Source organism: Bradyrhizobium sp. LVM 105 (assembly GCF_003957705.1).
In the GTDB taxonomy this organism is placed as follows: domain Bacteria; phylum Pseudomonadota; class Alphaproteobacteria; order Rhizobiales; family Xanthobacteraceae; genus Bradyrhizobium; species Bradyrhizobium frederickii.
Map to the genome: position 1 here is coordinate 374783 of NZ_QZMV01000006.1, position 19010 is coordinate 393792.

Consider the following 19010-nt stretch of genomic DNA (forward strand, 5'->3'; position numbering starts at 1 on the left):
GGGGATCACGTCGTCCGCGTCGGGCGCACGACAATCTCGTTGACGTCGACGTCATCGGGCTGCTCGATCGCAAAGCGCACCGCGCGTGCGATCGCATCCGGCTGAAGCGCGATGGCGCGATAGGTCTTCATCGCTTCGGCCGCTGCGGGATCGGTGATGGTGCCCGCGAGCTCGCTCTCCACCACGCCGGGATGGATGCAGGTGACGCGGATGTTGTCGTGCTCCTGACGCAGGCCGTCCGAGATCGCCCGCACTGCATGCTTGGTCGCGCAGTAGACCGCCGCGGTCGGCGATACGCTCAGTGCCCCGATCGAAGCGATGTTGATCACATGGCCGGAGCCGCGCGCGACCATTTCCGGCAGCACGGCCGCTATGCCGTAGAGCACGCCCTTGATGTTGACGTCGACCATCCGGTCCCATTCCTCGACCTTGAGAGAGGCCATCAGCGACAGCGGCATCACGCCGGCATTGTTGACGATCACGTCGACGCGGCCCCACACCCCGCGCGCGGCGTCTGCAAAGGCTGCAACGCTCGCACGATCGGTCACGTCGAGCGGATGCGCGAGCGCCGTCCCGCCCGCCGCCTTCAGCTCGGCCGCGAGATCCTTGAGACGATCGACGCGACGCGCCCCAAGCAGGAGCTTTGCGCCGCCTCTCGCCAATTCGCGCGCGATGCCCGCGCCGATCCCACTTGAGGCGCCGGTGATGAGAATGACTTTGTCGATTGGCATGAGGTCCTTCCTCGCGTTCGGATTGATGGCGTGGAAGATGGACCCGGGCCGCTGTCGTGATAAGACGACGATCTCTAACCAGCACGGCAAGCATATCTAACCAATGGAACCCGATCTCAACGCTCTCGCCGTCTTTGCGCTGGTCGCCGAGGAGCGGAGTTTTCGTGCCGCGGCCGACCGGCTCGGCGTGACCCGCTCGGCCGTGAGCCAGACCATCCAACGGCTGGAGGAAAATCTCGGAATCGCACTGGTCCAGCGCACCACGCGCAGCGTCGGCCTCACCGAGGCCGGTGAGCGGCTGCACGCGGAGGTCGCCCCCGCCCTCGCCGACATGCGCGCCGCGCTCGGCAACACTGAAGCGCTGCGAGGGCGGCCGCGCGGGGTGCTGCGCCTTGCGGTCTCCTCGATCGCCGAGCATTTTCTCTCGGGGCCGTTTCTTGCGGCCTTCGCTGAGGCCAATCCGGAGGTCCAGCTCGACGTCACCGTGACCGACGCGGAATTCGACATCGTCGCTGCGGGCTTCGACGCCGGAGTCCGGCTCGGTGAAGTCATCGAGCAGGACATGATCGCGGTGCCGATCGCCGGCAAGGAGCGCCAGCTTGCGGTCTGCGCTCCTACCTTTCGCGACCGTTTCGGCGTGCCGGCGCACCCGTCCGAGCTTGCATCGTTTCGCTGCATCGGCTGGCGTCCTGCGCCGACCGTCGCTCCCTATCGCTGGGAATTTGCGGAAGACGGCAGGGAGTTCAGCGTCGCGGTCGCTCCTGACATCACGACCAACGACATGGCACTGATGATCAAGCTCGCGGTGGCGGGCGCCGGCATCACGTTCGGAATGGAGGCGAGCTTCCGTCCCGCGATCGAACGCGGTGAGCTGGCGCCGATCCTGGAAGACTATTGCCCGTTCTTCGCCGGCTTCTATCTCTACTACCCGAGCCGCCGCAACGTCGCGCCGAAGCTGCGCGCGCTGATCGAGCACGTGCAGCGGCGCACCTGAGCCGAAGGAACCTGCCATGACCAGGGACGAGCTTGCCGCCATCTATCGCGACTACATCGGCTGTCTCAATCGGCGGGACTGGCCGGCCCTCGGACAATTCGTGCATGAGGAGGTCGTCCACAACGCGCGGCCCCTTGGGCTGGCCGGCTATCGCGCGATGCTGGAACGGGACGTTCGGGAGATCCCAGACCTGCAGTTCCACGTCGAGATGCTGATCTCCGATCCTCCCCGCATCGCCGCCCGACTGAAGTTTGATTGCACGCCAGCCGGGGCATTTCTGGGTCTTGCGGTCAATGGAAAGCGCGTGTCCTTCTGCGAGAACGTGTTCTACGAGCTTCGCGACGGAAAGATCCGGCAGGTCTGGTCGGTGATCGACAAGGCCGCGATCGAGGCGCAGCTCTGACGCCACGCCTCGATCCGGAACTCACGCCGCTGCCGGCGCCACCTGCCCTTGCGGCTTTGCGAAGGGCCTGAACGTCATCGCCATCAGGAACGCGCCGAGGCCCATCGCCCAGGAGGCGATATAGAGCCAGGCGTAGCTGGAGAACGCGTCGTAGATCAGGCCGCCGGCGAGCGGGCCGGTGGCCATGCCGAGGCTGCCGGCCATCGCCGTGCCGCCGATCACCGTGCCCATCATCTTGAGCGGAAAGTTCTCGCGGATGAGCACGGCGTAGAGCGGCATGGTGCCGGCATAGATGAAGCCGAAGATCGCGCCGACCGCGTAGAAGGTCGCGAGCTGATTCGCGAAGACGTAGGCCAGCGCGCCGAACGCCTGGAGCAGCAGGCCCGACACCAGCACACGCTTGGCGCCGAACCGGTCGCCCATCAGGCCGAAGGCGATGCGGCCGCCGAGGCCGGCAAGCCCCTCGATGCTGTAGATCGTCACCGCCGCGATCAGCGGAATGCCGCAGCTCACGGCATAGCTGACGGTGTGGATGATCGGGCCGGAATGGGTGGCGCAGCAGAAGAAATTGGTCGCGAGCAGGATCATGAATTGCGGCGAGCGCAGCGCCTCGCTCACCGATAGCTCGCTCTGCGCAGCCCCCTCGCCGATCGGAGCGGCCACGGCCTGCGCGAGCGCCGGCGGACGGCGCACTAGGAACGAGACCGGGATCATGATCGCGCCGACCACCAGCGCCACGATCTGCATCGAGGTCCGCCAATCGTGGCTGGAGATGAGCCAGGCCGCGAACGGCGACATCGTCATCGGCGCCATGCCCATGCCGGCCGACACCAGCGACACCGCGAGGCTGCGATTTGTGTCGAACCAGCCGGTGACGGTCGCCATCATCGGCGCGAAGATCGCCGCGCAGGACGCGCCGGTCAGAAGGCCGAACACGATCTGGAACACCAGCAGCGAGGTCGCGTGGCTCGCGGCGAACAGGCTGAGCGTCAGCACGGTCGATCCCGTCAGCACCACCGGCAGCGGCCCGAACCGGTCCGACAGCGTGCCCCAGGCCATGCTGGTGAAGGCCATCGCCAGAAAGCCGATCGTCATCGCGCTGGAGATGCCGGTCACCGACCAGCCGGTGTCCTTGGCGATCGGCTGCAGGAACACCGGCAGCGAAAACATGCCGCCGATCGCGACGCAGCCGAGCAGGCCGCCGGCGGCGACGATCACCCAGCGATAATTGGCAGAGTTCATGGTGGTCTCCCGTCAGGTCTTGTCCGGGTGGAAGACGAATGGGAACTGCACCGGCCGACAGCATCACGCAAGTTTTTGCGCAGCCCGCCAACACGAATCGCGAAAACAACCCCATGCACAGTAGCCGGCCTCTGCGGGATCAAGGACTTAATGAGCGGGCGAAATGGGCCGCCGGCGGCTTGCGAGGCGAGCCCGCGAGTTGACTCGTCGGGCAAAACAGCGGCGTCGTGGCATCATCCCGCCGGCATCGCCGGGCACAACGCCCTGGTTCACGGCCTTGTGCGCACGACGGCCGTCGGGTTCGGTCAAGTTTCGAACTGCCGCGTTGCGGGGTGATTCAATCGGGTCGCCGCCGGTGTGGGCTTAGTTGCCGACGCCAATTACATCATGACCATCCGCCCCATCATCAGTGCCTGAAATTGCAAGAGACCCCTCCATGCCAAAGATCGACATTGCCGGCGTGCCGGCCCGCAAGGGCTCCGGCTACCCCGCCCCATTCGATGCTCCCTGTGCCGAGCGCATCCGGCAGCGGCTCGGCGATGCCGCGGGCTTGTCGGATTTCGGGGTCAACCTGATGCGCCTGCCGCCGGGCGGCTGGTCGAGCCAGCGGCACTGGCATTCGCACGAGGACGAGTTCGTCTATATCCTCGAAGGCGAGGTGACGCTGATCGAGGATGGCGGCGAAACCCTGCTGCGCGCCGGCGACTGCGCGGCCTTCCCCAAGGCAAGCGGCAACGGCCATCATATGATCAACAGGTCGAACGCGACGGCTGTCTATCTCGAGGTCGGCTCGCGCTCGCAAGCCGACCTCATCACCTGCTCCGACATCGACATGATGAGCCCGGCATCCGACGGCCGCTTCCTGCACAAGGACGGCACGCCCTATCCGGACGCGTGAAGCGTCTGGAGCAACGCCTCACATGGCCGCGCTGCGGCGCCACGTGCTGACGGTGAGCCAGACCGCCGAGACGAGGAAGTAGAGCGCGCCGACCGCAGCGTAGCCCGCCACATTCGCGATCGATGGCACCGCTGGCATCGAGGCCTGAAAGATGAAGAAGCCGCCCGCCAGCGCCGACTGGCCACCACTGAGCACCATGGCCCATTGCGCGCCGAAACGCTTCCAACGGCGCACGGCCGTGCCGAGTTGGAGCAGTCCGGACAGGATCGCCCAGGCCCCGAAGATTCCGAGCACCCAGTTCATGCTCACCTGCAGGGCCAGGATGACCGCGATGGTGGTCGCCAGACTGACCAGCACGTTCAGGCCCTGCGTGCGGTTCTGGTTCAAGCCGCCGCTGGAGAGCGCGTCGAGATAGTTGGCGGCAGCGTCCCAGGCCGGATAGACGACAAGCAGCGCCGCTGCGATCACCGCGGACGATGGCGCGATCACGAAGGCCGCGATGACCCAGGCGACGGAAAACGCGGCACGCAGGAAGTAGTATTGCTTCAGCCATTGCGCCTGGTCGGCCGCCTCCAAAGCGATCTCACGATTCTTCATTTCCTTCTCCTTACCTACTAGTTGGTAGTTTGCGTACGACGCGGAAGCGTTGTGCCGTCCTGACCGGCACTGGCCTGTGTCGACCTCGTCAGTGCCTGGTTGAAAGCCGGTCCAGCAGCGGCCGGATGATGGTTCCGAACATCTTTGGATCGCCATAAGCGCGCGCCGACAGCATCGCGCCGTGAACCGTCGCCATGAATCCCTCCGCCTCGACCCGTGCCGTGCTGGCGAGATGGAGCCGTCCTTGCCGCTTGCCGCGTTCCATGACCAATGTCAGCCAGGATGCCAGGAAGCGGAAGTGCGCGCGGACTTCGAGCGCCACCTCCTCAGGCAGGATCGGAAGCTCGCTGGCCAGGAGCGCACACACGCAGAAGGGAGCCGTTGCGTCCTTGATGCATGCCTCCCAATACCCCACGTAGTTTCTGAGCTGGTCGGCGGGGTCGGCGACATTGCGTTCGAGCGCCGACAACCCCGCCTGGGCCTCCTCGCGATAGCGCGACACGAGGGTGCGGACCAGGTCGACCTTGCTGGCGAAATGGTGATGGATGCTCGGCTTGCGGATGCCCACGACATCGGCGATGTCGGCGTAACTGAAGCCGTTATAGCCACCCGCGATGATCAGCGTGCGGGCGCAGGCAAGAATGTCGTCGGCGGTCGAGGAAACAATGGTCATGACGTCTAGCTACCTTCCAGTAGGTAGGTCGTCAACCTCGGATGCTTCAATGATCCGTGAGCGAGTGGTAGGAGCCTGCATGACCATCCGACCGATCGTGCGCTATCCCGACCGCCGGCTCGCGCTCCCGGCCCGCCCCGTCACCGCCTTCGATGATGGACTGCGCGAGCTGGCAGCCGACCTCTTGGAGACCATGCGCGCCGCGCCCGGCATCGGCATCACCGCGCCGCATATCGGCGTGCCCTTGCGGCTCGTGGTGCTGGAGCTCGACGCCAAGGACGGCGCGCGCACTTACGTCAATCCGGAAATCACATGGGCCTCCCCCGAGATGATCCTGCACCGCGAGGGCAGCGTCTCGATGCCCGGGGTCAACGACGAGGTGCAGCGCCATGCGCGGGTGCGGATCAGCTATCAGGATCTCGATGGCAATATGCAACACGAGGAATCCTACGGCCTGCGCGCGGTGTGCCACCAGCACGAGATCGACCAGCTCGACGGCATGTTCTGGCTCCAGCGGCTGTCGCGGCTGAAGCGGGAGCGGCTGGTGAAGAAGTACGAGAAGATGTCGCGACCTTGAGAGGGCAGCGAAGCCATCCACCAGCGCCAGAGGCCAGGCGGATGGACTACGCCAGCGGCCTGCGCTCCCCGCGCAAGCCGCTGGCAAATCCATGGCGTGTTCGTTGAGAGGGCGTGACGAGCTTCGAGATGCACCCGCTCTTTCGGAGCGATGCAGTTGAACCCTCACACGCTCAGATCATCGGGCGCCGGCGGGGACAGGCGTGTTGAGCAGCTGCTGCTCCCACAGATACGCGATGCCGCTACCGCCGGCATGTTGGGTGATCACCTTCGTCAGCGCGGCAGCTTGATCGGCCCGAGCCCAGTCGCGCTGCCATTCGGCCGCGAGCGCCAGCCAGGTCATCATATTCACGCCCGCCGCGATCATGCGCTGGATTGCGACCTGGTGGGCCTCCACCGAAACGGCGCCAGAGGCGTCGGTGATCACCGTTACATCCCAGCCTTCGCCACGAGCCTGAATCGCCGGCATCGCAACGCAAATTTCGGTCCACAGGCCAGCAATGATGAGCTGCTTGCGGCCCGTTGCCTTGACTGCGTCCACCACCTTTCGATCCTCCCAGGTGTTGATGAACGTCCGGTCGATGACTTCCTGGCCGGGGAAAACGTCCGTGATCTGAGGGAAAAGGAGACCACCCCGTTCAGCGATCACCGTGGTGAGGATCGTGGGGACGCCGAAGGCTTTGGCGGCCTTGGCCAGACCGGCGGTGTTGTTGATCACCATCTGCGGTTCATGGCTGTTCACGTTCGCAAGCTGGTAAGGCTGGTGGTCGATCAGAACGAGCACGGAGTCTTCGGGACGAAGAAGCGAAGCAAGGCCGTTACGAAAAGTCATCGTTGCATCCTTTACTGCCGTTGTGAGCGGCACTGGTTTTTAGAAAGACGTACGCCAGCAGCGACGTAACCGACGCCAAGATTGGTGTTCCCAAACGCGATACGGTAGTGTCGCGGTGAGGGACACCGTGTCGCGGAATGAGGAACGCTGAGTTGGATATCGAAGAAATACGGACGTTCGTCGAAATTGCCGACGCTGGGGGAATTTCGTCCGCCGCGGCCCGGCTGGGCGTCGCCAAATCGATCGTCAGTCGTCGGCTGCTGCGGCTTGAAGCGGAACTTGGCGTCCAACTGCTTGCAAGAACGACCCGCGGGGCTGCGCTCACTGAAGCCGGCGTCACTTTCCGAGACCATGCCGCCAGAGTCAGCGCCGAGATCGACGCAGCGCGGGAGGCAGTGCTACCCGCCGGAGACTTGCGCGGCCGCTTGCGAGTTGCAGTGCCGCTTTCTTTCGGCCCGATCCACTTCGCTCCCATCCTTGCGGAGATGGCCCGGCGCCATCCCCATCTTCAGATCCAAACCTGCTACAGCGATCGCTTCGTCGATCTCATCGCGGAAGGATATGATTGCGCGATACGAGTTGGCCATCTTCAGGACTCCAATCTGATCGCAAGACGCGTCGGACCTGTCTATGGGAAGCTTGTCGCGAGCCCGGACTACATCAAGGCCCATGGGTCGCCTGAATCGCCAGAGGCACTCCTCGCCCATGAAGCCCTCATGCAGGGAACCGAAGTGTGGCAACTCATGGATGGCGACAAGATCCTCGCGGTGCGTCCGCAGGGTCGCTTCAAGGCCGACAACGGCACAGCTCTGGTTTTCGCTGCGCTGGCAGGACTTGGGATCGCCTATCTTCCCGACAGGCTCACCCATGAATACGTAACCTCGGGCGCGCTTGTGCCGGTCATGACACGATATCCCCCGGCTCCGGCGGGTGCATACGTGATCCGCCCGCCGGGCCAGCATCCCGCACGCAAGATACGGGTCCTCACCGAGTTGCTGATCGAGTATTGCGAGCCGGCTCCGCAGCCCGCGTAACCTCGCTCCTCACTCCCAGTTCGCGATCACCTCAAGCTCTTTTCCCGCTCTTTTTGGTGAGCGGCGCGTTGCGACGCTCACGTTTGCCGCGCGCGATCTCGGTTGCCAGCGCGTCCAGCTTCGGCTCCCAGAAGTTCCGGAACTGACCGATCCACGCATCCACCGCGCGAAGCCCGGCAATGTCGACCGAATAGAGGCGCCTCTGCGCCTCCGCGCGAACGGTCGCAAAGCCGCTCTCGCGCAGCACCTTGAGATGCTGCGAGACGGCCGCCTGGGTGATGCCGAACTCGGCGCCGATCGCAGCGACGACCTCGCCGGACGCCATCTCCCCGGGCGCGAGCAGCTCGATGATGCGACGGCGCACGGGATCGGCGAGGACCTCGAAGACGTGCATCAGCTTCCCGTGCCGGGATGGGCGATGTCCGGCGGCATCTCGCCGCGATAGAAGGCGATGGTGCGGTCCGAGCGCTGCTTCGCCTCGTCCGGGTCGACCCCGCTTACGACATGCGCTGCACGCCAATGCTCGCCGCTGGTCGTCATGAAGTCCTTGCCCTCGGGCGAGACCATCCAGGCCTCGGCCGTCTCGTGGTCGACCGATGCGCCGGTCGCAAGATAGCGCTCGAGCCCCGCGAGAGCGAGGTCCCAACCGATGCCCACCGCACCTGGACCGAACTGATTCCAATGATCCTCGATGATCGCGGTGTGCTCAAGCGTCAAGCGCGCCTGACTTCGTTCTGCCGACAGCTTGACGTCGATCCAACTCGTCGCGCCGCCGAATTCCCAGGTGGCGGCGAAATGGGTCGGCGGCGTGCATGCCGTGATGGTGCCGCCCGCATTGCCCTTGACCTGGTACCGCCCGCCGAGCTGGAGGTCGCCCTCGACCGCCGCGAACCAGCGTGGAATGCGCTCTTTGCTGGTCACGGCGTCCCAGAGATCGTCGACGCTGGTGTCGTAGAGCCGCGTCAGCGTCACGGCACTTGCAGGTTTTCCGTCCTTCTCGAAATTCGTCACCGAACGCGTGACAAGGCCCAGAACTCTCGCGACATCGATCTGCATGGCATGCCTTCCTGTCGTTTCATTCAAGCAGGAATATCGAGCCACACTAATATAAGTCAATACTTATATTGAGCCGCCGCGCTGCGTCAAACCGCCTCGCGAGGCGATGCGAACCAAACACCTGCTCAAACGTCTATGGGTTCCCACCCACCCGCCGGGCTGGATTACACGGTAGGAATTCATGAAAGTTCGCAAATTCGCCATCTCCGACGCCTCGCTCGAACGCTCGCCGGGACAGGACGGCGAGATCTTCGCCGGCAATGTGATCGACCAGCGCCACGGAGGCCCAGTCACCATCGGCTTCGGCCGCTACGCACCGAACCAGACTCTCGAAGAGACGATCAAGGTCGACGACGTCATGATCGTCCTCGAGGGCAAACTGTCGGTCATGAGCCAAGGCAGCACCGTCACCGCAGGTCCCCACGAGATCGTCTACATGCCGAAGGGCGAGACGGTCACCATCCGCTCGCACGAGCAAGGCGCCGTCACCGCTTACGTCACCTATCCGCATTGGCAGGAGGCGGACGACGAGGCGGCTTAGCCGGTGACTGGCACGACCTGCTCGACCGATGTTGCGGCTTTGGCAAGCTCGTCGTCGCCCGGCTTGACCGGGCGACCCAGCACGCCGCGGCCTCTCGATTAATCGATCGCTTCTGGAATACTGGATCGCCCGATCAAGTCGGGCGATGACAGCGAGTGTGAGGCGTGGGCGTGCGCCCCTATCGCCTACCCGCCCGCCATCAGCGCCTTTGCCAGCGCCATGTAGGCCGGCAGCGTCACGGGATCGTTGGCGGCGTTGCCGGCGACGGGATGCGAGGCGTAGCGCGCGATCACCATCTCGGCTTTGGGGTCGATGTAGATGCCCTGGCCGTAGACGCCGCGCGCCATGTAGGCGCCGTGCTCGTTGTGCGTGACCCACCATTGATTGCGGTAGGACGCGCCCGGCAGCGTGGTATAGCCGGCCGGCTTGAATTTTTCGGGGTCGCCGCCGCGCGCGATGTCCTCGACCACTTGCGACGGCACGATCTGGCGGCCGTTGAAGCGGCCGTGATTGCGCATGGTCTCGCCGAAGCGGGCGAGATCGCGCAGTGTGGTGGAGAGGCCGCCGCCGCCGCTCTCGGTGCCGATGCGGTCGACGTGATAATGCGCATCCTCCTCCGCGCCCATCGGCTGCCAGATCCGCTCGGAGAGCAGCTCCGACAGCGTCAAGCCGCTGGCGCGCCGGCAGATCCACGCGAGCACGTCGGTGTTCACGGTCTTGTAGGCGAAGGCCTTGCCGTGCTCGCCCTGCTTCTTCTGCGCGATGAGGAAATCGAAGATGGTGGTGGGACCGTCGTAGCCCGCCGGGATCGGCGCCATGCCGTTGGCGCGCCGCAGGCCCCACACGTCCGAATTCTTGTCGGTATAGACCTCGGTGTAGAGCAGCCCCGTGGTCATATCCATGACCTCGTGCACGCGCGCATCGCCGAACGCGCTTGGTTTCAGCTCCGGCACATAATCCGTGACGGGCGCCTGCGGATCGATCCTGCCCTCGGCGACCAGAATGCCGGCGAGCACGCCGGTGAACGACTTCGTCACCGACATGCCGATATGCGGCTTGTGCGGCTTCAAGGCGCCAAAGTAGCGCTCGTAGATCAGCCTGCCCCGATGCAGCACGGCGATGCCGTCGGTGTAGGTCTCCTCCAGCATCTTTGCGAAGGTCATGGGCCGCCCGTCCATCGTGGTCGAGGCGACCGCGCCGATGTCGTGATCCGCGCGCGGCAGCGGAGACGCTGGCCCTGCCCCGCGCCAGACATTCACGGTAGGCACCAGCTGGCGGATGTTGCTCCAGGCCCAGCGCAGCTCGGGGAAGGTTCGGAAGGAGCCGTCCTGGAAGGTGATGAGGCGATCGGGCGACGGCGGGAAGCCGCGCATCCAGCCGAGGGTTTCGGGGTCGGATTCGAGGGCGGTGACGGGCAGCTGGCTGGGGGCGGTCGCGACGGACATGAAGGCGGGCTCCGGAGGGGAACGATGCGGTTGTCGTATCACGAGAGGCCGTGATGGAGATCCGACGTTTGCGCCGGGTGCCTACGCGCGGGTCAGGACGGCGGCGGCGCGCCGATGCGACGAGGCACGGGCGCGAGAGCGGCCCAGCGGCGGCGCGACAGTGGCAAATGGTTCACGTGAGAGGACGTCGACGGCCTCGGCAGCGGTCGCGAAGTTGTCGAGTGCGTTTTTGAAAGTGCCGGGCACGTTCGGCGCATACACGCCGACGGCGAGGAGAACGCCCTCATCCTGTCTTCAGCAACCATCGGATCGGCAATGCGATCACGAAGAGCGTGGCCACACCCGCGGTCCACAGCGCAACGAACCACAGCAACTGCCGCCAGGCCCGAGACACACGCGGCATCAGTGATACCCCTCGCCGTGCCGCACCTTGCCGCGAAATATCCAATAGACGTAGCCCGTGTAGACAAGGATCACCGGCACCAGCACCGCTGCCCCGACGAGCAGGAACAACCGGCTGCTGGGATGCGTGGCTGCCTGCCAGATCGTGACGGAAGGCGGCACGATCATCGGCCACATGCTGATCCCCAGCCCGATATAGGACAGCAGGAAGAAGCCGAGCGCGCACAGGAACGGCGCCACATCCTCGGCCCTGCCCAGCGCGCGGTGAAAGCGCCATGCCAGCAGAGCCAGGAGGATCGGCACAGGCACTGCGTAAAGCATGTTCGGCAGCGTCAGCCATCGCTCGCGAAACGCCGCGCTTTGGATGACCATCATCACGGATATGACCGCGATGAAGCCGAGCGTCGCAAACCCGAGAACGCGTGCATAGTTCCGGCAGCGTGCCTGAAGGGCGCCGTCCGTCTTCCAGATCAGCCAGCACGCGCCGAGCAGGCCGTAGCCGACAACCAGGGCAACTCCGGTCAGCACCGAGAAGGGAGTCAGCCAATCCCACCAACCGCCGGCGTAGGCCCGCCCTTCCACGCGGATGCCCTGCACGATGGCGCCGAGGCAGACGCCCTGCAGGAAGGCCGCGACAAAGCTGCCCCACGAAAATGCGCGGTCCCACCAGATCTCACCGGCGGATGTCCGCGCCCGAAACCGCATCTCGAAGGCGACGCCGCGAAACACCAACGCGAGCAGCATCAGAATGAGCGGCATGTAAAGCGCGGGAAAGATCGTCGCGTAGGCCAGCGGAAACACGGCGAACAATCCGCCACCGCCCAGGACGAGCCAGGTTTCGTTGCCATCCCAGACCGGTGCCACGGAGTTGACCATGACATCGCGGTCGGCTCTCGCCACCTCGGCCGGAAACAGGATGCCCACGCCAAGGTCGAAGCCGTCCATCACCACGTAGAGCAGCACGGCCGTGGCGATCAGCAGCGCCCAAATCAGTGTGAGGTCGATGCTCATGGCCTGATCCTCGCCTGCCTCGGTTCTGCTCCGTGCGTCTCGCGATTGACGAGCCCCGGCGCCGGCGTGATGCCGGCCGTGCGCACCGGCTGGCCTTGCGGCGGTCCGTGCTCGCCGGCTTCGGGCGCCTGGCGGAAGAGGTGAAACAGATAAGCGATGCCCGCGCCGAACACGACGAAATACACCACGACGAATGCAGCGAGCGATGCGGCCACCGCCGGCGCGGCGATCGGCGCGACGCTGTCGGCCGTCCGCAGCAGTCCATAAACCGTGAAAGGCTGGCGGCCAGCCTCCGTCACAGTCCATCCGGCGGTAACCGCGACGAGCCCGGACGGTCCCATAGCCACGGCAAAGCGGTGCAGCCATGGCGAGTCATACAGACTGTCGCGCCAACGCAGGATGAGCGAGACCACACCGAGCGCGATCATCAGAATGCCCAAACCGACCATGATGCGGAACGCCCAGAAGACGAGCGGAATATTGGTGGGCCAAGTGTCCTTCGGAAACGCCTTCAGCCCTTTGACCTCTCCATCAAGGCTGTGCGTGAGGTAAAGACTCGCGAAGCCGGGAATGGCAATCTGGCCGCGCGTCACGCCGGCATCGGCATCCGGCATTCCGAACAGGATGGAAGGCGCGCGGCGCTCGGTCTCGAAATGACCTTCCATGGCGGCGACCTTGGTGGGCTGGTGGTGATACGAATTCACGCCGTGCAGATCGCCGATCAGGAGCTGCATCGGCGCCACGATTGCGGCCATCCACATGGCCATCGAAAACATGATGCGGGCGCGTTCGTTCATCCTGTCCCGCAGGAGATGCCAGGCCCCCACCGCGCCCACGATCATCGCGGTCGTCAGGTAAGCCGCCGTCACCGTATGGGCGAAACGGTAGGGGAACGACGGATTGAAGATGATCCCGAGCCAGCTTTCCGGAATGAACTGGCCGTCCGGCCCGGTTGCATGTCCCGCCGGCGTTTGCATCCAGGAATTCGCCGCCAAAATCCAGAAGGCCGACAGCAACGTGCCGCCCGCCACGAAGCACGTCGCGACGAAATGCAGGCGGGGACCAACGCGGCCAAGGCCAAACAGCATGACCCCAAGGAAGCCGGCCTCGAGAAAGAATGCCGTCAGCACTTCGTAGCCAAGGAGCGGTCCGAGCACCGGCGACGTCCTGTCGGCGAACACCGACCAGTTCGTGCCGAACTGGTATGACATGACCAAGCCGGACACGACGCCCATGGCGAAGGCGACGGCGAAAATCTTCAGCCAATAGCGATAGGTATCGAGATAGGCGCCCCGGTCCGTCCACAGCCATAAGCCTTCGAGCACGGCGAGATAGCTCGCCAGTCCGATGGTGAAGGCGGGAAACAGGAAATGCCAGACCACCGTGAAGGCGAACTGAAAGCGCGCAAGATCCAACGCGCTGGGCAGTAAGTCGGACATAGCTCCGCCCCCACATCAACTGCGGCCCGCAGCAAACGCTTTCAACGTGCGCTGGTTCCAGCTGCCTCGATCATCATATATCGAGGGTTTTAAGCATCCTGCGGGCACTGTCCTTGGACGATATCGTTGGCACAATACGGTCTCAAGACGCCTAAATGTCCTACCGCCCCGCAGAAGGGCCGGCGCCGAGCTTCTCCAATCAGTGCAAGCTCGCGGACGCGCTGCCGTCGGGGCAAGCCTCACAAGAGGCCATGGTCCTTGAGCAGTTGGACTTCATCACCCGTAATCCAGCCGAAAACTTCAGCAGCCCGTCATTCTGCTCAAGCAGATAGGCGTTGGTGAAAGGCACATCGATACGCCTGCCATCTTTCTCGAACTCGCTGCTCCAGCCCACGTGGACGAGGCAATGCGTTTCATCGATTGAATGCTCGGACACTGCGAGGTCTTAGCACCGCACTGCGGTTTGGAGATCCAGCGTTTGCGCCGGGCGGCTGCGCGATGATTTGCATGCCCCTAGCGCGCGCCGGCTTCGGCAAGTGCTCGCATGAGGTTCGGCGTCGACCACGTCGCAACGCCAGTTCCCGCAAAATCGCGGTCCGTCGTCCAGACATCGGCCTCGACACTCCAGGCCAGCGCCAGCACGTGCGCGTCGCGCACTGAACCATTGCGGCTCGGCACCGCATCGCGAAGGGCTTCCTCGCAGCGAACGCGAACAGGCTCCAGGGCGGCGACGGGGACAACCGTAAGCAATTCCGCCAGATCGTCGAGCACATCGAGCAGCTCCGGCCGCTTCAATCCGAGCTCGATCCGTCGGCGTGCTTCCTGAACCAGACGGTCCGTCGTGACCAGGACCGCGCCCTCGGCGGCTTTCAGCATCGCGCCGGAGCTTCGGCCCCGAACCGCGGCAATCAGGATGGCCGCGTCGATGACGATCGTCGTCGACGGCAGTTTCACTTCGGCTTGCCGGTCAGGGCTTTCACGGCGGCGACCGACCAATCGACCGGATCGACGTCGCCGAAACCAGCCAGCGCCGCGTCGTCCGCAGCTGCGTCGCGCCCCTTCGCCAGCTTCTCGGCTCGCCTCAACACGGCGGCCAAGCGATCGGGATCGGCCGATTTCAGCGGGATCAGCAGTCCCACCGTCCGCTCGCCCGACTTCACCGGCGTCGGCCCTGGCAGCGCCCCGATCGCCTCGCCGGAAATCTTCTGCAGATCGCGGATGCTGATGTGGGTCATGGAGGTTACATACGGGTATATGTAACACAATTCAAGGTCCATCGCGTTACTGTCGAAGCGGTCCGATGAGCTTCGGGCTGGCGCAGGCGCCCCGCTACGGCGCCACCCCACGAAGATGGACGCCAACACTACCGTCAAAGCCGCACTGTTGGCGTTCTTTGCTCAAGATCAGTGCGCCGTGTAGGTGGCGTCATTGGAGCGGAGCTGCCGCCAACGTGCGGGCGTGACGCCTTCCCACTCGCGAAAGGCGCGATGAAACGAGGTCGCGTCCTGGTAACCCAGAAGGAACGCGATCTCATCAAGTTCCAAAGCTTCGTCGCTGAGAAGACGGCGACCAAGCTCCCGGCGGGCCTCGACCAGCAGCTCGCGAAAGCTGTGGCCTTCCTCAGTGATCCGACGTTGCAACGTCCGCTCGCTCATGCCCATCCTGCGGGCGACCTCGCTTACGTCTGGTCGACCGCTCGGCAGGCTGCGCTTGAGTTCGAGGATCACCTGTTCGCTTAGAGACCGCGCTTGCATCTCCTCAAGCGCGGTGCCCAACGCCGGCGTCAGCATGGCGAGCAGCTCGGGGTTGTAGCCTGGAAACGGTCGATCGAGATCGGCGGCGTCGAGCACGAGAAGGTCGCGCGGCGCGCCGAGCCGGACCGGCGCGGCGAAATAGCTTTCGTGGGCAGCGCTTCGTGCGCCGGGCCGGGCGAGGTCTACGCGCAAGGGTCGTACGTCAGTGCCCGTGCCGCGGCGTGCCAGCTCCATCAGCGTGGCAAAGGTCGCGTCCACACTCACCGACGGCTCGGCCTCGCTGGCGTGAAACCATGACATTCCCACGGTGCAGCTGCGCCGTCCCCCATCCAGACCGTCGGTGACCTGCAGGGTCTCCGGCGTGCAAAGCCGCTTGAACCGTGCCAGCCGTTCGAGCCCGTCGCGCAGATCGCGGGCATAAAAGGCGGCGAGCGTGGAAGGCGGATGGACGGCCGTGTCGGCGCTGCGCACGATCTTGAGGCCAACCGCGGGATCGTCGGACAGCGTCTCCAGCGCCCGCATCAGCGCGAAATACTGCGCAGTCGTGATGACTTGCCCGGTCTGGGGGAGCGTGACCGGCAGCCGCGCCTGGCGCAGCAGCGCCGAGGGAGGGATGCCGATCGCCTCCACCGCACGCCATAATCCATGCGGCACCTTGCACCGGTCAGCGGGAGCGGGCCATGACGCTCACGCTCCCTTCGGGAGCTGGCTGAGGATGATGCGATCGAACATGCGGTCACCCAGCCATGTGCGCATCGCGATCAGCAGCGCGCCGAACTTCCCTCTGACGTAGCGGGTGCGCGGACGAGCAGCGGCGACCGCCATGCCGACCACATCCGCAATCACGCGCGGGTGGCTGGTGCGTCCCTTGCCATAGGTGTCGCGGGTTCCGGCCGCGACCGCTCGGGTCAGCTCCGCATACGGCCCGGTGCCGGAACGCTTGAGCAGGCTGTCCGCCACCACGTCGCCAAATCCCGTTTCGATCAAGCCGGGTTCGATGACGACCACATCGATGCCCAGTGGGGCGAGTTCGAGACGCAGGCAATCGGACCAGCCCTCCAGCGCATGTTTAGTGGCATGATACCAACTGCCCAGCGGCGTGTAGATCTTGCCACCCATCGACGTGATGTTGATGATCCGGCCGGCCTTTTTTGCGCGCATCGCCGGCAGCAACAGCTGCGTCAGCCGACCGGGGCCGAAGACATTCACCTCGAACTGGTATCGCGCCTCCTCCATGCTGATCTCCTCCATCGGCCCATAAAGGCCGAAGCCGGCATTGTTGACCAGCACGTCCACGCCGCCCGTCTGCGCCATCATCGTATCGACCGCCGCAACGATATCGGCCTCGCTGGCGATGTCCATGCGGAGCGGATGCGCCCCGAGCGCCTTCAGGTCATCCATCTCGGCCACACGCCGGGCAGCCACGTAAACCTGGTAGCCGTCGGCGATCAGCCGCTTTGCGATCTCCTTGCCCATGCCGGATGATGCTCCCGTGACGAGAGCGGATTTTTTGTTGCGATCGAACATATGTCACCTTCCTTGCTTGTGTGAGGAAGATAGGTCGGCGCCGGACCTGCGGCATTGACAGACGGCGCCAAGACTTGCGCAAACTGCGCCATCTTTGAGCGCGGATGCCGCATCGAAGATCACGCGGATGTAGCGTGACGATGCATGAGGCGCATCGCAGCGCCTGGAAGCCACGGCTTCGCAGCGTTGATCTGGTGAGTGACGTCAGGCGGCCGGCAAGCCTGGATCGATGCCGGTCATGGCGATGGAGACGTCCCAGAGCCGCTTCGCGAGCGCGGGATCTTCGGCGTGCGGCGCGCGCTTTGCTTCGCCGGCTACTCCGCGGATTCCGCCAAAGCCGGTAGGACCGTAATAGCCTCCGGGCTCCACCTTGCCGGTCGCAGCCAGAAGTGCCGGCCATGCGCCCTTGTCGGCGCTATTGAGCAACAGGCCGACGATTGGGCCTACGATCTGGATCAACCCCAACGACAACGATCGGCTGATCCAGGCGATCCGCAACGGCGGTCAGGACACGATCAACGACGCAGGCCAGCAGATCGTCCGCCGCCAGCTCAACATCGCGCCGACGCTCACCATCCGTCCGGGCTTTCCCGTGCGCGTGATCGTCACGCGCGACCTGATCCTCGAACCCTACGGACCGTGAGATGACGAAGCTGAAGCTCGGCGCAATTCAAGATGAGAAGTCGGTGAGAGTGACCCTAGAGCTGCCCGCCACTGTCCATCGCGACCTAGTCGCCTACGCCGAGGCACTTGCTCACGAAACCGGCCAAGGGGTGTCCGAGCCGTCCAAATTGATATTCCCATGATCCAGCGCTTCATGGCGACAGATCGGGGCTTTTCCCGGGCGCGGCGTTCAAGTTGATGTACGCGCAAACTAGGTAGCTCGCAATTCGGGCAGAATGCGCGACAAGGTGTCAGCGCACGTGGTCTGGCGGCGACGCAACGATCAGTGAATTGCGGGGTTCTCGATCGACTGTCTAAGCCGACGCAGGTCGCGAACGGGCGGTGCTCCAAACTGCCGAAGATATTCTCGACTGAACTGCGAGGCACTTTCATAGCCGACCGCGAATGCCACGTCGGAGGCGCTGTTCCCACCGGCAAGCAGCAACTGCCGCGCCTCCTGCAGCCGGATCTGTTTCTGGTACTGGATCGGGCTAAGTCCAGTCAGTGCGACAAAGTGGCGGTGCAAGCTGGCGCGGCTCATGCCACTTGCATCGCACAGGTCTTCGATCCGCAACCGAGTGTTATGGTGGTCTCGGATCCACTCAACTGCACGCCGGATCCGACCAAGCGCTCCTTCAGGCCGAGCAATATGACGCAGCAGGCGTCCCTGCGGTCCCTGCAAGAGACGATAGAGCAATTCGCGTTCAGCCATTGGAGCCAAGACGGGGATGTCGCTCGGCGTGTCGAGCAGCGCAAGCAGTCGTAGCAATGTTTCGCGAATTTGGGGCGTCATTGGGTTGATCGCGATACCGCTGCCCGGTGCGTCAGTGTCGCGTATTGGCGGCATGGTGGAAGCAATTTGCGCAAGCAATGCAGGATCGAGAACGAGCGAAACTGCGACATACGGTCGGCCATGGCCAGCGTCGTAGATTTGGCCGCTCAGCGGCAAGTCCAAAGCGCTGACCAGATACTGCTCAGCACCGTAGCAATGCAGGTTGTCATGGATAGTTACGTCCTTTGAACCTTGCAAGATGAAGCAAATCATCGAGCGGTATAGGCAGGGCGATGTGCCGGACGTCGTCTGACCTACTCCGATCTCGAGACGGGGGATCGGCGTCACAGTCATCCCCGATCGCGCGTGGCGCAGGGCAAGGTTGAGATGGGGCTGAAGATGATCGGTCATGGTCTTATT

22 protein-coding genes and 3 pseudogenes are annotated in these 19010 nt (G+C 64.4%); 8 read left to right on the top strand and 17 right to left on the bottom strand.

Translation table 11 applies throughout. The features are described from left to right. Positions 1–5: 5 nt before the first annotated feature. Positions 6–731: an SDR family oxidoreductase gene (locus D6B98_RS20130; RefSeq protein ID WP_126258671.1), complete on the bottom strand. Its 726-nt coding sequence runs from the start codon at positions 729–731 to the stop codon at positions 6–8. A gap of 103 nt (positions 732–834) precedes the next feature. Here D6B98_RS20130 and D6B98_RS20135 point away from each other — a divergent pair, with 103 nt between their 5' ends. Next, a complete protein-coding gene (locus tag D6B98_RS20135) occupies positions 835–1725 on the top strand; it encodes a LysR family transcriptional regulator (RefSeq protein ID WP_126258672.1) in 891 nt (296 codons plus the stop codon). Between the two features lie 16 nt (positions 1726–1741). Next, positions 1742–2128: an ester cyclase gene (locus D6B98_RS20140; protein ID WP_126258673.1), complete on the top strand. Its 387-nt coding sequence runs from the start codon at positions 1742–1744 to the stop codon at positions 2126–2128. Positions 2129–2149: 21 nt separating this feature from the next. On the opposite strand, the gene D6B98_RS20145 is transcribed toward D6B98_RS20140, so the two are convergent. Continuing rightward, the gene (locus D6B98_RS20145) at positions 2150–3370 is read right to left on the bottom strand and encodes an MFS transporter (protein ID WP_126258674.1); all 1221 of its coding nucleotides are present in this window, start codon (positions 3368–3370) and stop codon (positions 2150–2152) included. Positions 3371–3806: 436 nt separating this feature from the next. On the opposite strand from D6B98_RS20145, the gene D6B98_RS20150 reads away from it, so the two are divergent. Next, a complete protein-coding gene (locus D6B98_RS20150) occupies positions 3807–4268 on the top strand; it encodes a cupin domain-containing protein (RefSeq protein WP_126258675.1) in 462 nt (153 codons plus the stop codon). A gap of 18 nt (positions 4269–4286) precedes the next feature. Here the strand turns inward: D6B98_RS20150 and D6B98_RS20155 are convergent, their stop codons facing one another. Both D6B98_RS20155 and D6B98_RS20160 read right to left on the bottom strand, forming a co-directional pair. Then, positions 4287–4865 carry a DUF308 domain-containing protein gene (locus D6B98_RS20155; RefSeq protein WP_126258676.1) on the bottom strand — a complete coding sequence of 193 codons (579 nt, stop codon included), beginning with the start codon at positions 4863–4865 and terminating at the stop codon, positions 4287–4289. A gap of 88 nt (positions 4866–4953) precedes the next feature. Continuing rightward, the gene (locus D6B98_RS20160; RefSeq protein WP_126258677.1) at positions 4954–5538 is read right to left on the bottom strand and encodes a TetR/AcrR family transcriptional regulator; all 585 of its coding nucleotides are present in this window, start codon (positions 5536–5538) and stop codon (positions 4954–4956) included. Between the two features lie 79 nt (positions 5539–5617). Between D6B98_RS20160 and D6B98_RS20165 the strand changes: the two genes are divergently transcribed. Beyond that, positions 5618–6115: a peptide deformylase gene (locus tag D6B98_RS20165; RefSeq protein ID WP_126258678.1), complete on the top strand. Its 498-nt coding sequence runs from the start codon at positions 5618–5620 to the stop codon at positions 6113–6115. 177 nt (positions 6116–6292) lie between these two features. Here the strand turns inward: D6B98_RS20165 and D6B98_RS20170 are convergent, their stop codons facing one another. Beyond that, positions 6293–6946 (bottom strand): hydrolase, encoded by a 654-nt coding sequence (locus D6B98_RS20170; RefSeq protein WP_126258679.1) that lies wholly within the window; start codon positions 6944–6946, stop codon positions 6293–6295. 152 nt (positions 6947–7098) lie between these two features. Here D6B98_RS20170 and D6B98_RS20175 point away from each other — a divergent pair, with 152 nt between their 5' ends. Beyond that, complete coding sequence (locus D6B98_RS20175; RefSeq protein ID WP_164718731.1) at positions 7099–7980, top strand: LysR family transcriptional regulator; 882 nt, start codon at positions 7099–7101, stop codon at positions 7978–7980. A gap of 31 nt (positions 7981–8011) precedes the next feature. On the opposite strand, the gene D6B98_RS20180 is transcribed toward D6B98_RS20175, so the two are convergent. Together D6B98_RS20180 and D6B98_RS20185 are read right to left on the bottom strand one after the other, a co-directional pair. Beyond that, positions 8012–8374, bottom strand: coding sequence for an ArsR/SmtB family transcription factor (locus D6B98_RS20180; protein WP_126258681.1), 363 nt, complete (start codon positions 8372–8374; stop codon positions 8012–8014). Further along, positions 8374–9036, bottom strand: a complete 663-nt coding sequence (locus D6B98_RS20185; RefSeq protein ID WP_126258682.1) for an SRPBCC family protein — start codon at positions 9034–9036, stop codon at positions 8374–8376. Before D6B98_RS20185 ends, D6B98_RS20180 begins: the two co-directional genes overlap by 1 nt. Before the next feature lie 181 nt (positions 9037–9217). On the opposite strand from D6B98_RS20185, the gene D6B98_RS20190 reads away from it, so the two are divergent. After that, positions 9218–9577 carry a EutQ-related cupin domain-containing protein gene (locus D6B98_RS20190; protein ID WP_126258683.1) on the top strand — a complete coding sequence of 120 codons (360 nt, stop codon included), beginning with the start codon at positions 9218–9220 and terminating at the stop codon, positions 9575–9577. A gap of 185 nt (positions 9578–9762) precedes the next feature. Here D6B98_RS20190 and D6B98_RS20195 read toward each other — a convergent pair whose 3' ends face one another. The 9 genes and pseudogenes from D6B98_RS20195 to D6B98_RS20235 form a co-directional block, all read right to left on the bottom strand. After that, positions 9763–11022 (bottom strand): serine hydrolase domain-containing protein, encoded by a 1260-nt coding sequence (locus D6B98_RS20195; protein ID WP_126258684.1) that lies wholly within the window; start codon positions 11020–11022, stop codon positions 9763–9765. Between the two features lie 402 nt (positions 11023–11424). After that, positions 11425–12435 (bottom strand): cytochrome d ubiquinol oxidase subunit II, encoded by a 1011-nt coding sequence (gene cydB, locus D6B98_RS20205; RefSeq protein ID WP_126258686.1) that lies wholly within the window; start codon positions 12433–12435, stop codon positions 11425–11427. Further along, on the bottom strand, positions 12432–13874 hold the full coding sequence (locus D6B98_RS20210) for a cytochrome ubiquinol oxidase subunit I (RefSeq protein ID WP_126258687.1): 1443 nt from the start codon (positions 13872–13874) through the stop codon (positions 12432–12434). Before D6B98_RS20210 ends, cydB begins: the two co-directional genes overlap by 4 nt. Positions 13875–14073: 199 nt before the next feature. Continuing rightward, positions 14074–14310: a hypothetical protein gene (locus D6B98_RS20215; protein WP_126258688.1), complete on the bottom strand. Its 237-nt coding sequence runs from the start codon at positions 14308–14310 to the stop codon at positions 14074–14076. Positions 14311–14387: 77 nt separating this feature from the next. After that, on the bottom strand, positions 14388–14870 hold the full coding sequence (locus D6B98_RS40000) for a PIN domain-containing protein (protein ID WP_164718732.1): 483 nt from the start codon (positions 14868–14870) through the stop codon (positions 14388–14390). Then, positions 14825–15109: a hypothetical protein gene (locus D6B98_RS40005; RefSeq protein WP_164718733.1), complete on the bottom strand. Its 285-nt coding sequence runs from the start codon at positions 15107–15109 to the stop codon at positions 14825–14827. Before D6B98_RS40005 ends, D6B98_RS40000 begins: the two co-directional genes overlap by 46 nt. Before the next feature lie 168 nt (positions 15110–15277). After that, positions 15278–16249 carry an AraC family transcriptional regulator gene (locus tag D6B98_RS20225; protein WP_205680498.1) on the bottom strand — a complete coding sequence of 324 codons (972 nt, stop codon included), beginning with the start codon at positions 16247–16249 and terminating at the stop codon, positions 15278–15280. Positions 16250–16315: 66 nt separating this feature from the next. Continuing rightward, positions 16316–17155, bottom strand: a complete 840-nt coding sequence (locus D6B98_RS20230; RefSeq protein WP_126258690.1) for an oxidoreductase — start codon at positions 17153–17155, stop codon at positions 16316–16318. 204 nt (positions 17156–17359) lie between these two features. Continuing rightward, positions 17360–17617 (bottom strand): annotated as a pseudogene (locus tag D6B98_RS20235) (oxidoreductase); the annotation flags it as partial. Between D6B98_RS20235 and D6B98_RS20240 the strand changes: the two are divergent. Further along, positions 17538–17798: pseudogene (locus D6B98_RS20240) on the top strand (TrbI/VirB10 family protein); the annotation flags it as partial. The pseudogenes D6B98_RS20235 and D6B98_RS20240 overlap by 80 nt on opposite strands. 1 nt (position 17799) lies before the next feature. Further along, positions 17800–18017, top strand: a pseudogene (locus D6B98_RS20245) (DUF2274 domain-containing protein). 84 nt (positions 18018–18101) lie between these two features. Here the strand turns inward: D6B98_RS20245 and D6B98_RS20250 are convergent. After that, positions 18102–19001, bottom strand: a complete 900-nt coding sequence (locus D6B98_RS20250) for an AraC family transcriptional regulator (RefSeq protein WP_126258691.1) — start codon at positions 18999–19001, stop codon at positions 18102–18104. Positions 19002–19010: the final 9 nt, after the last annotated feature.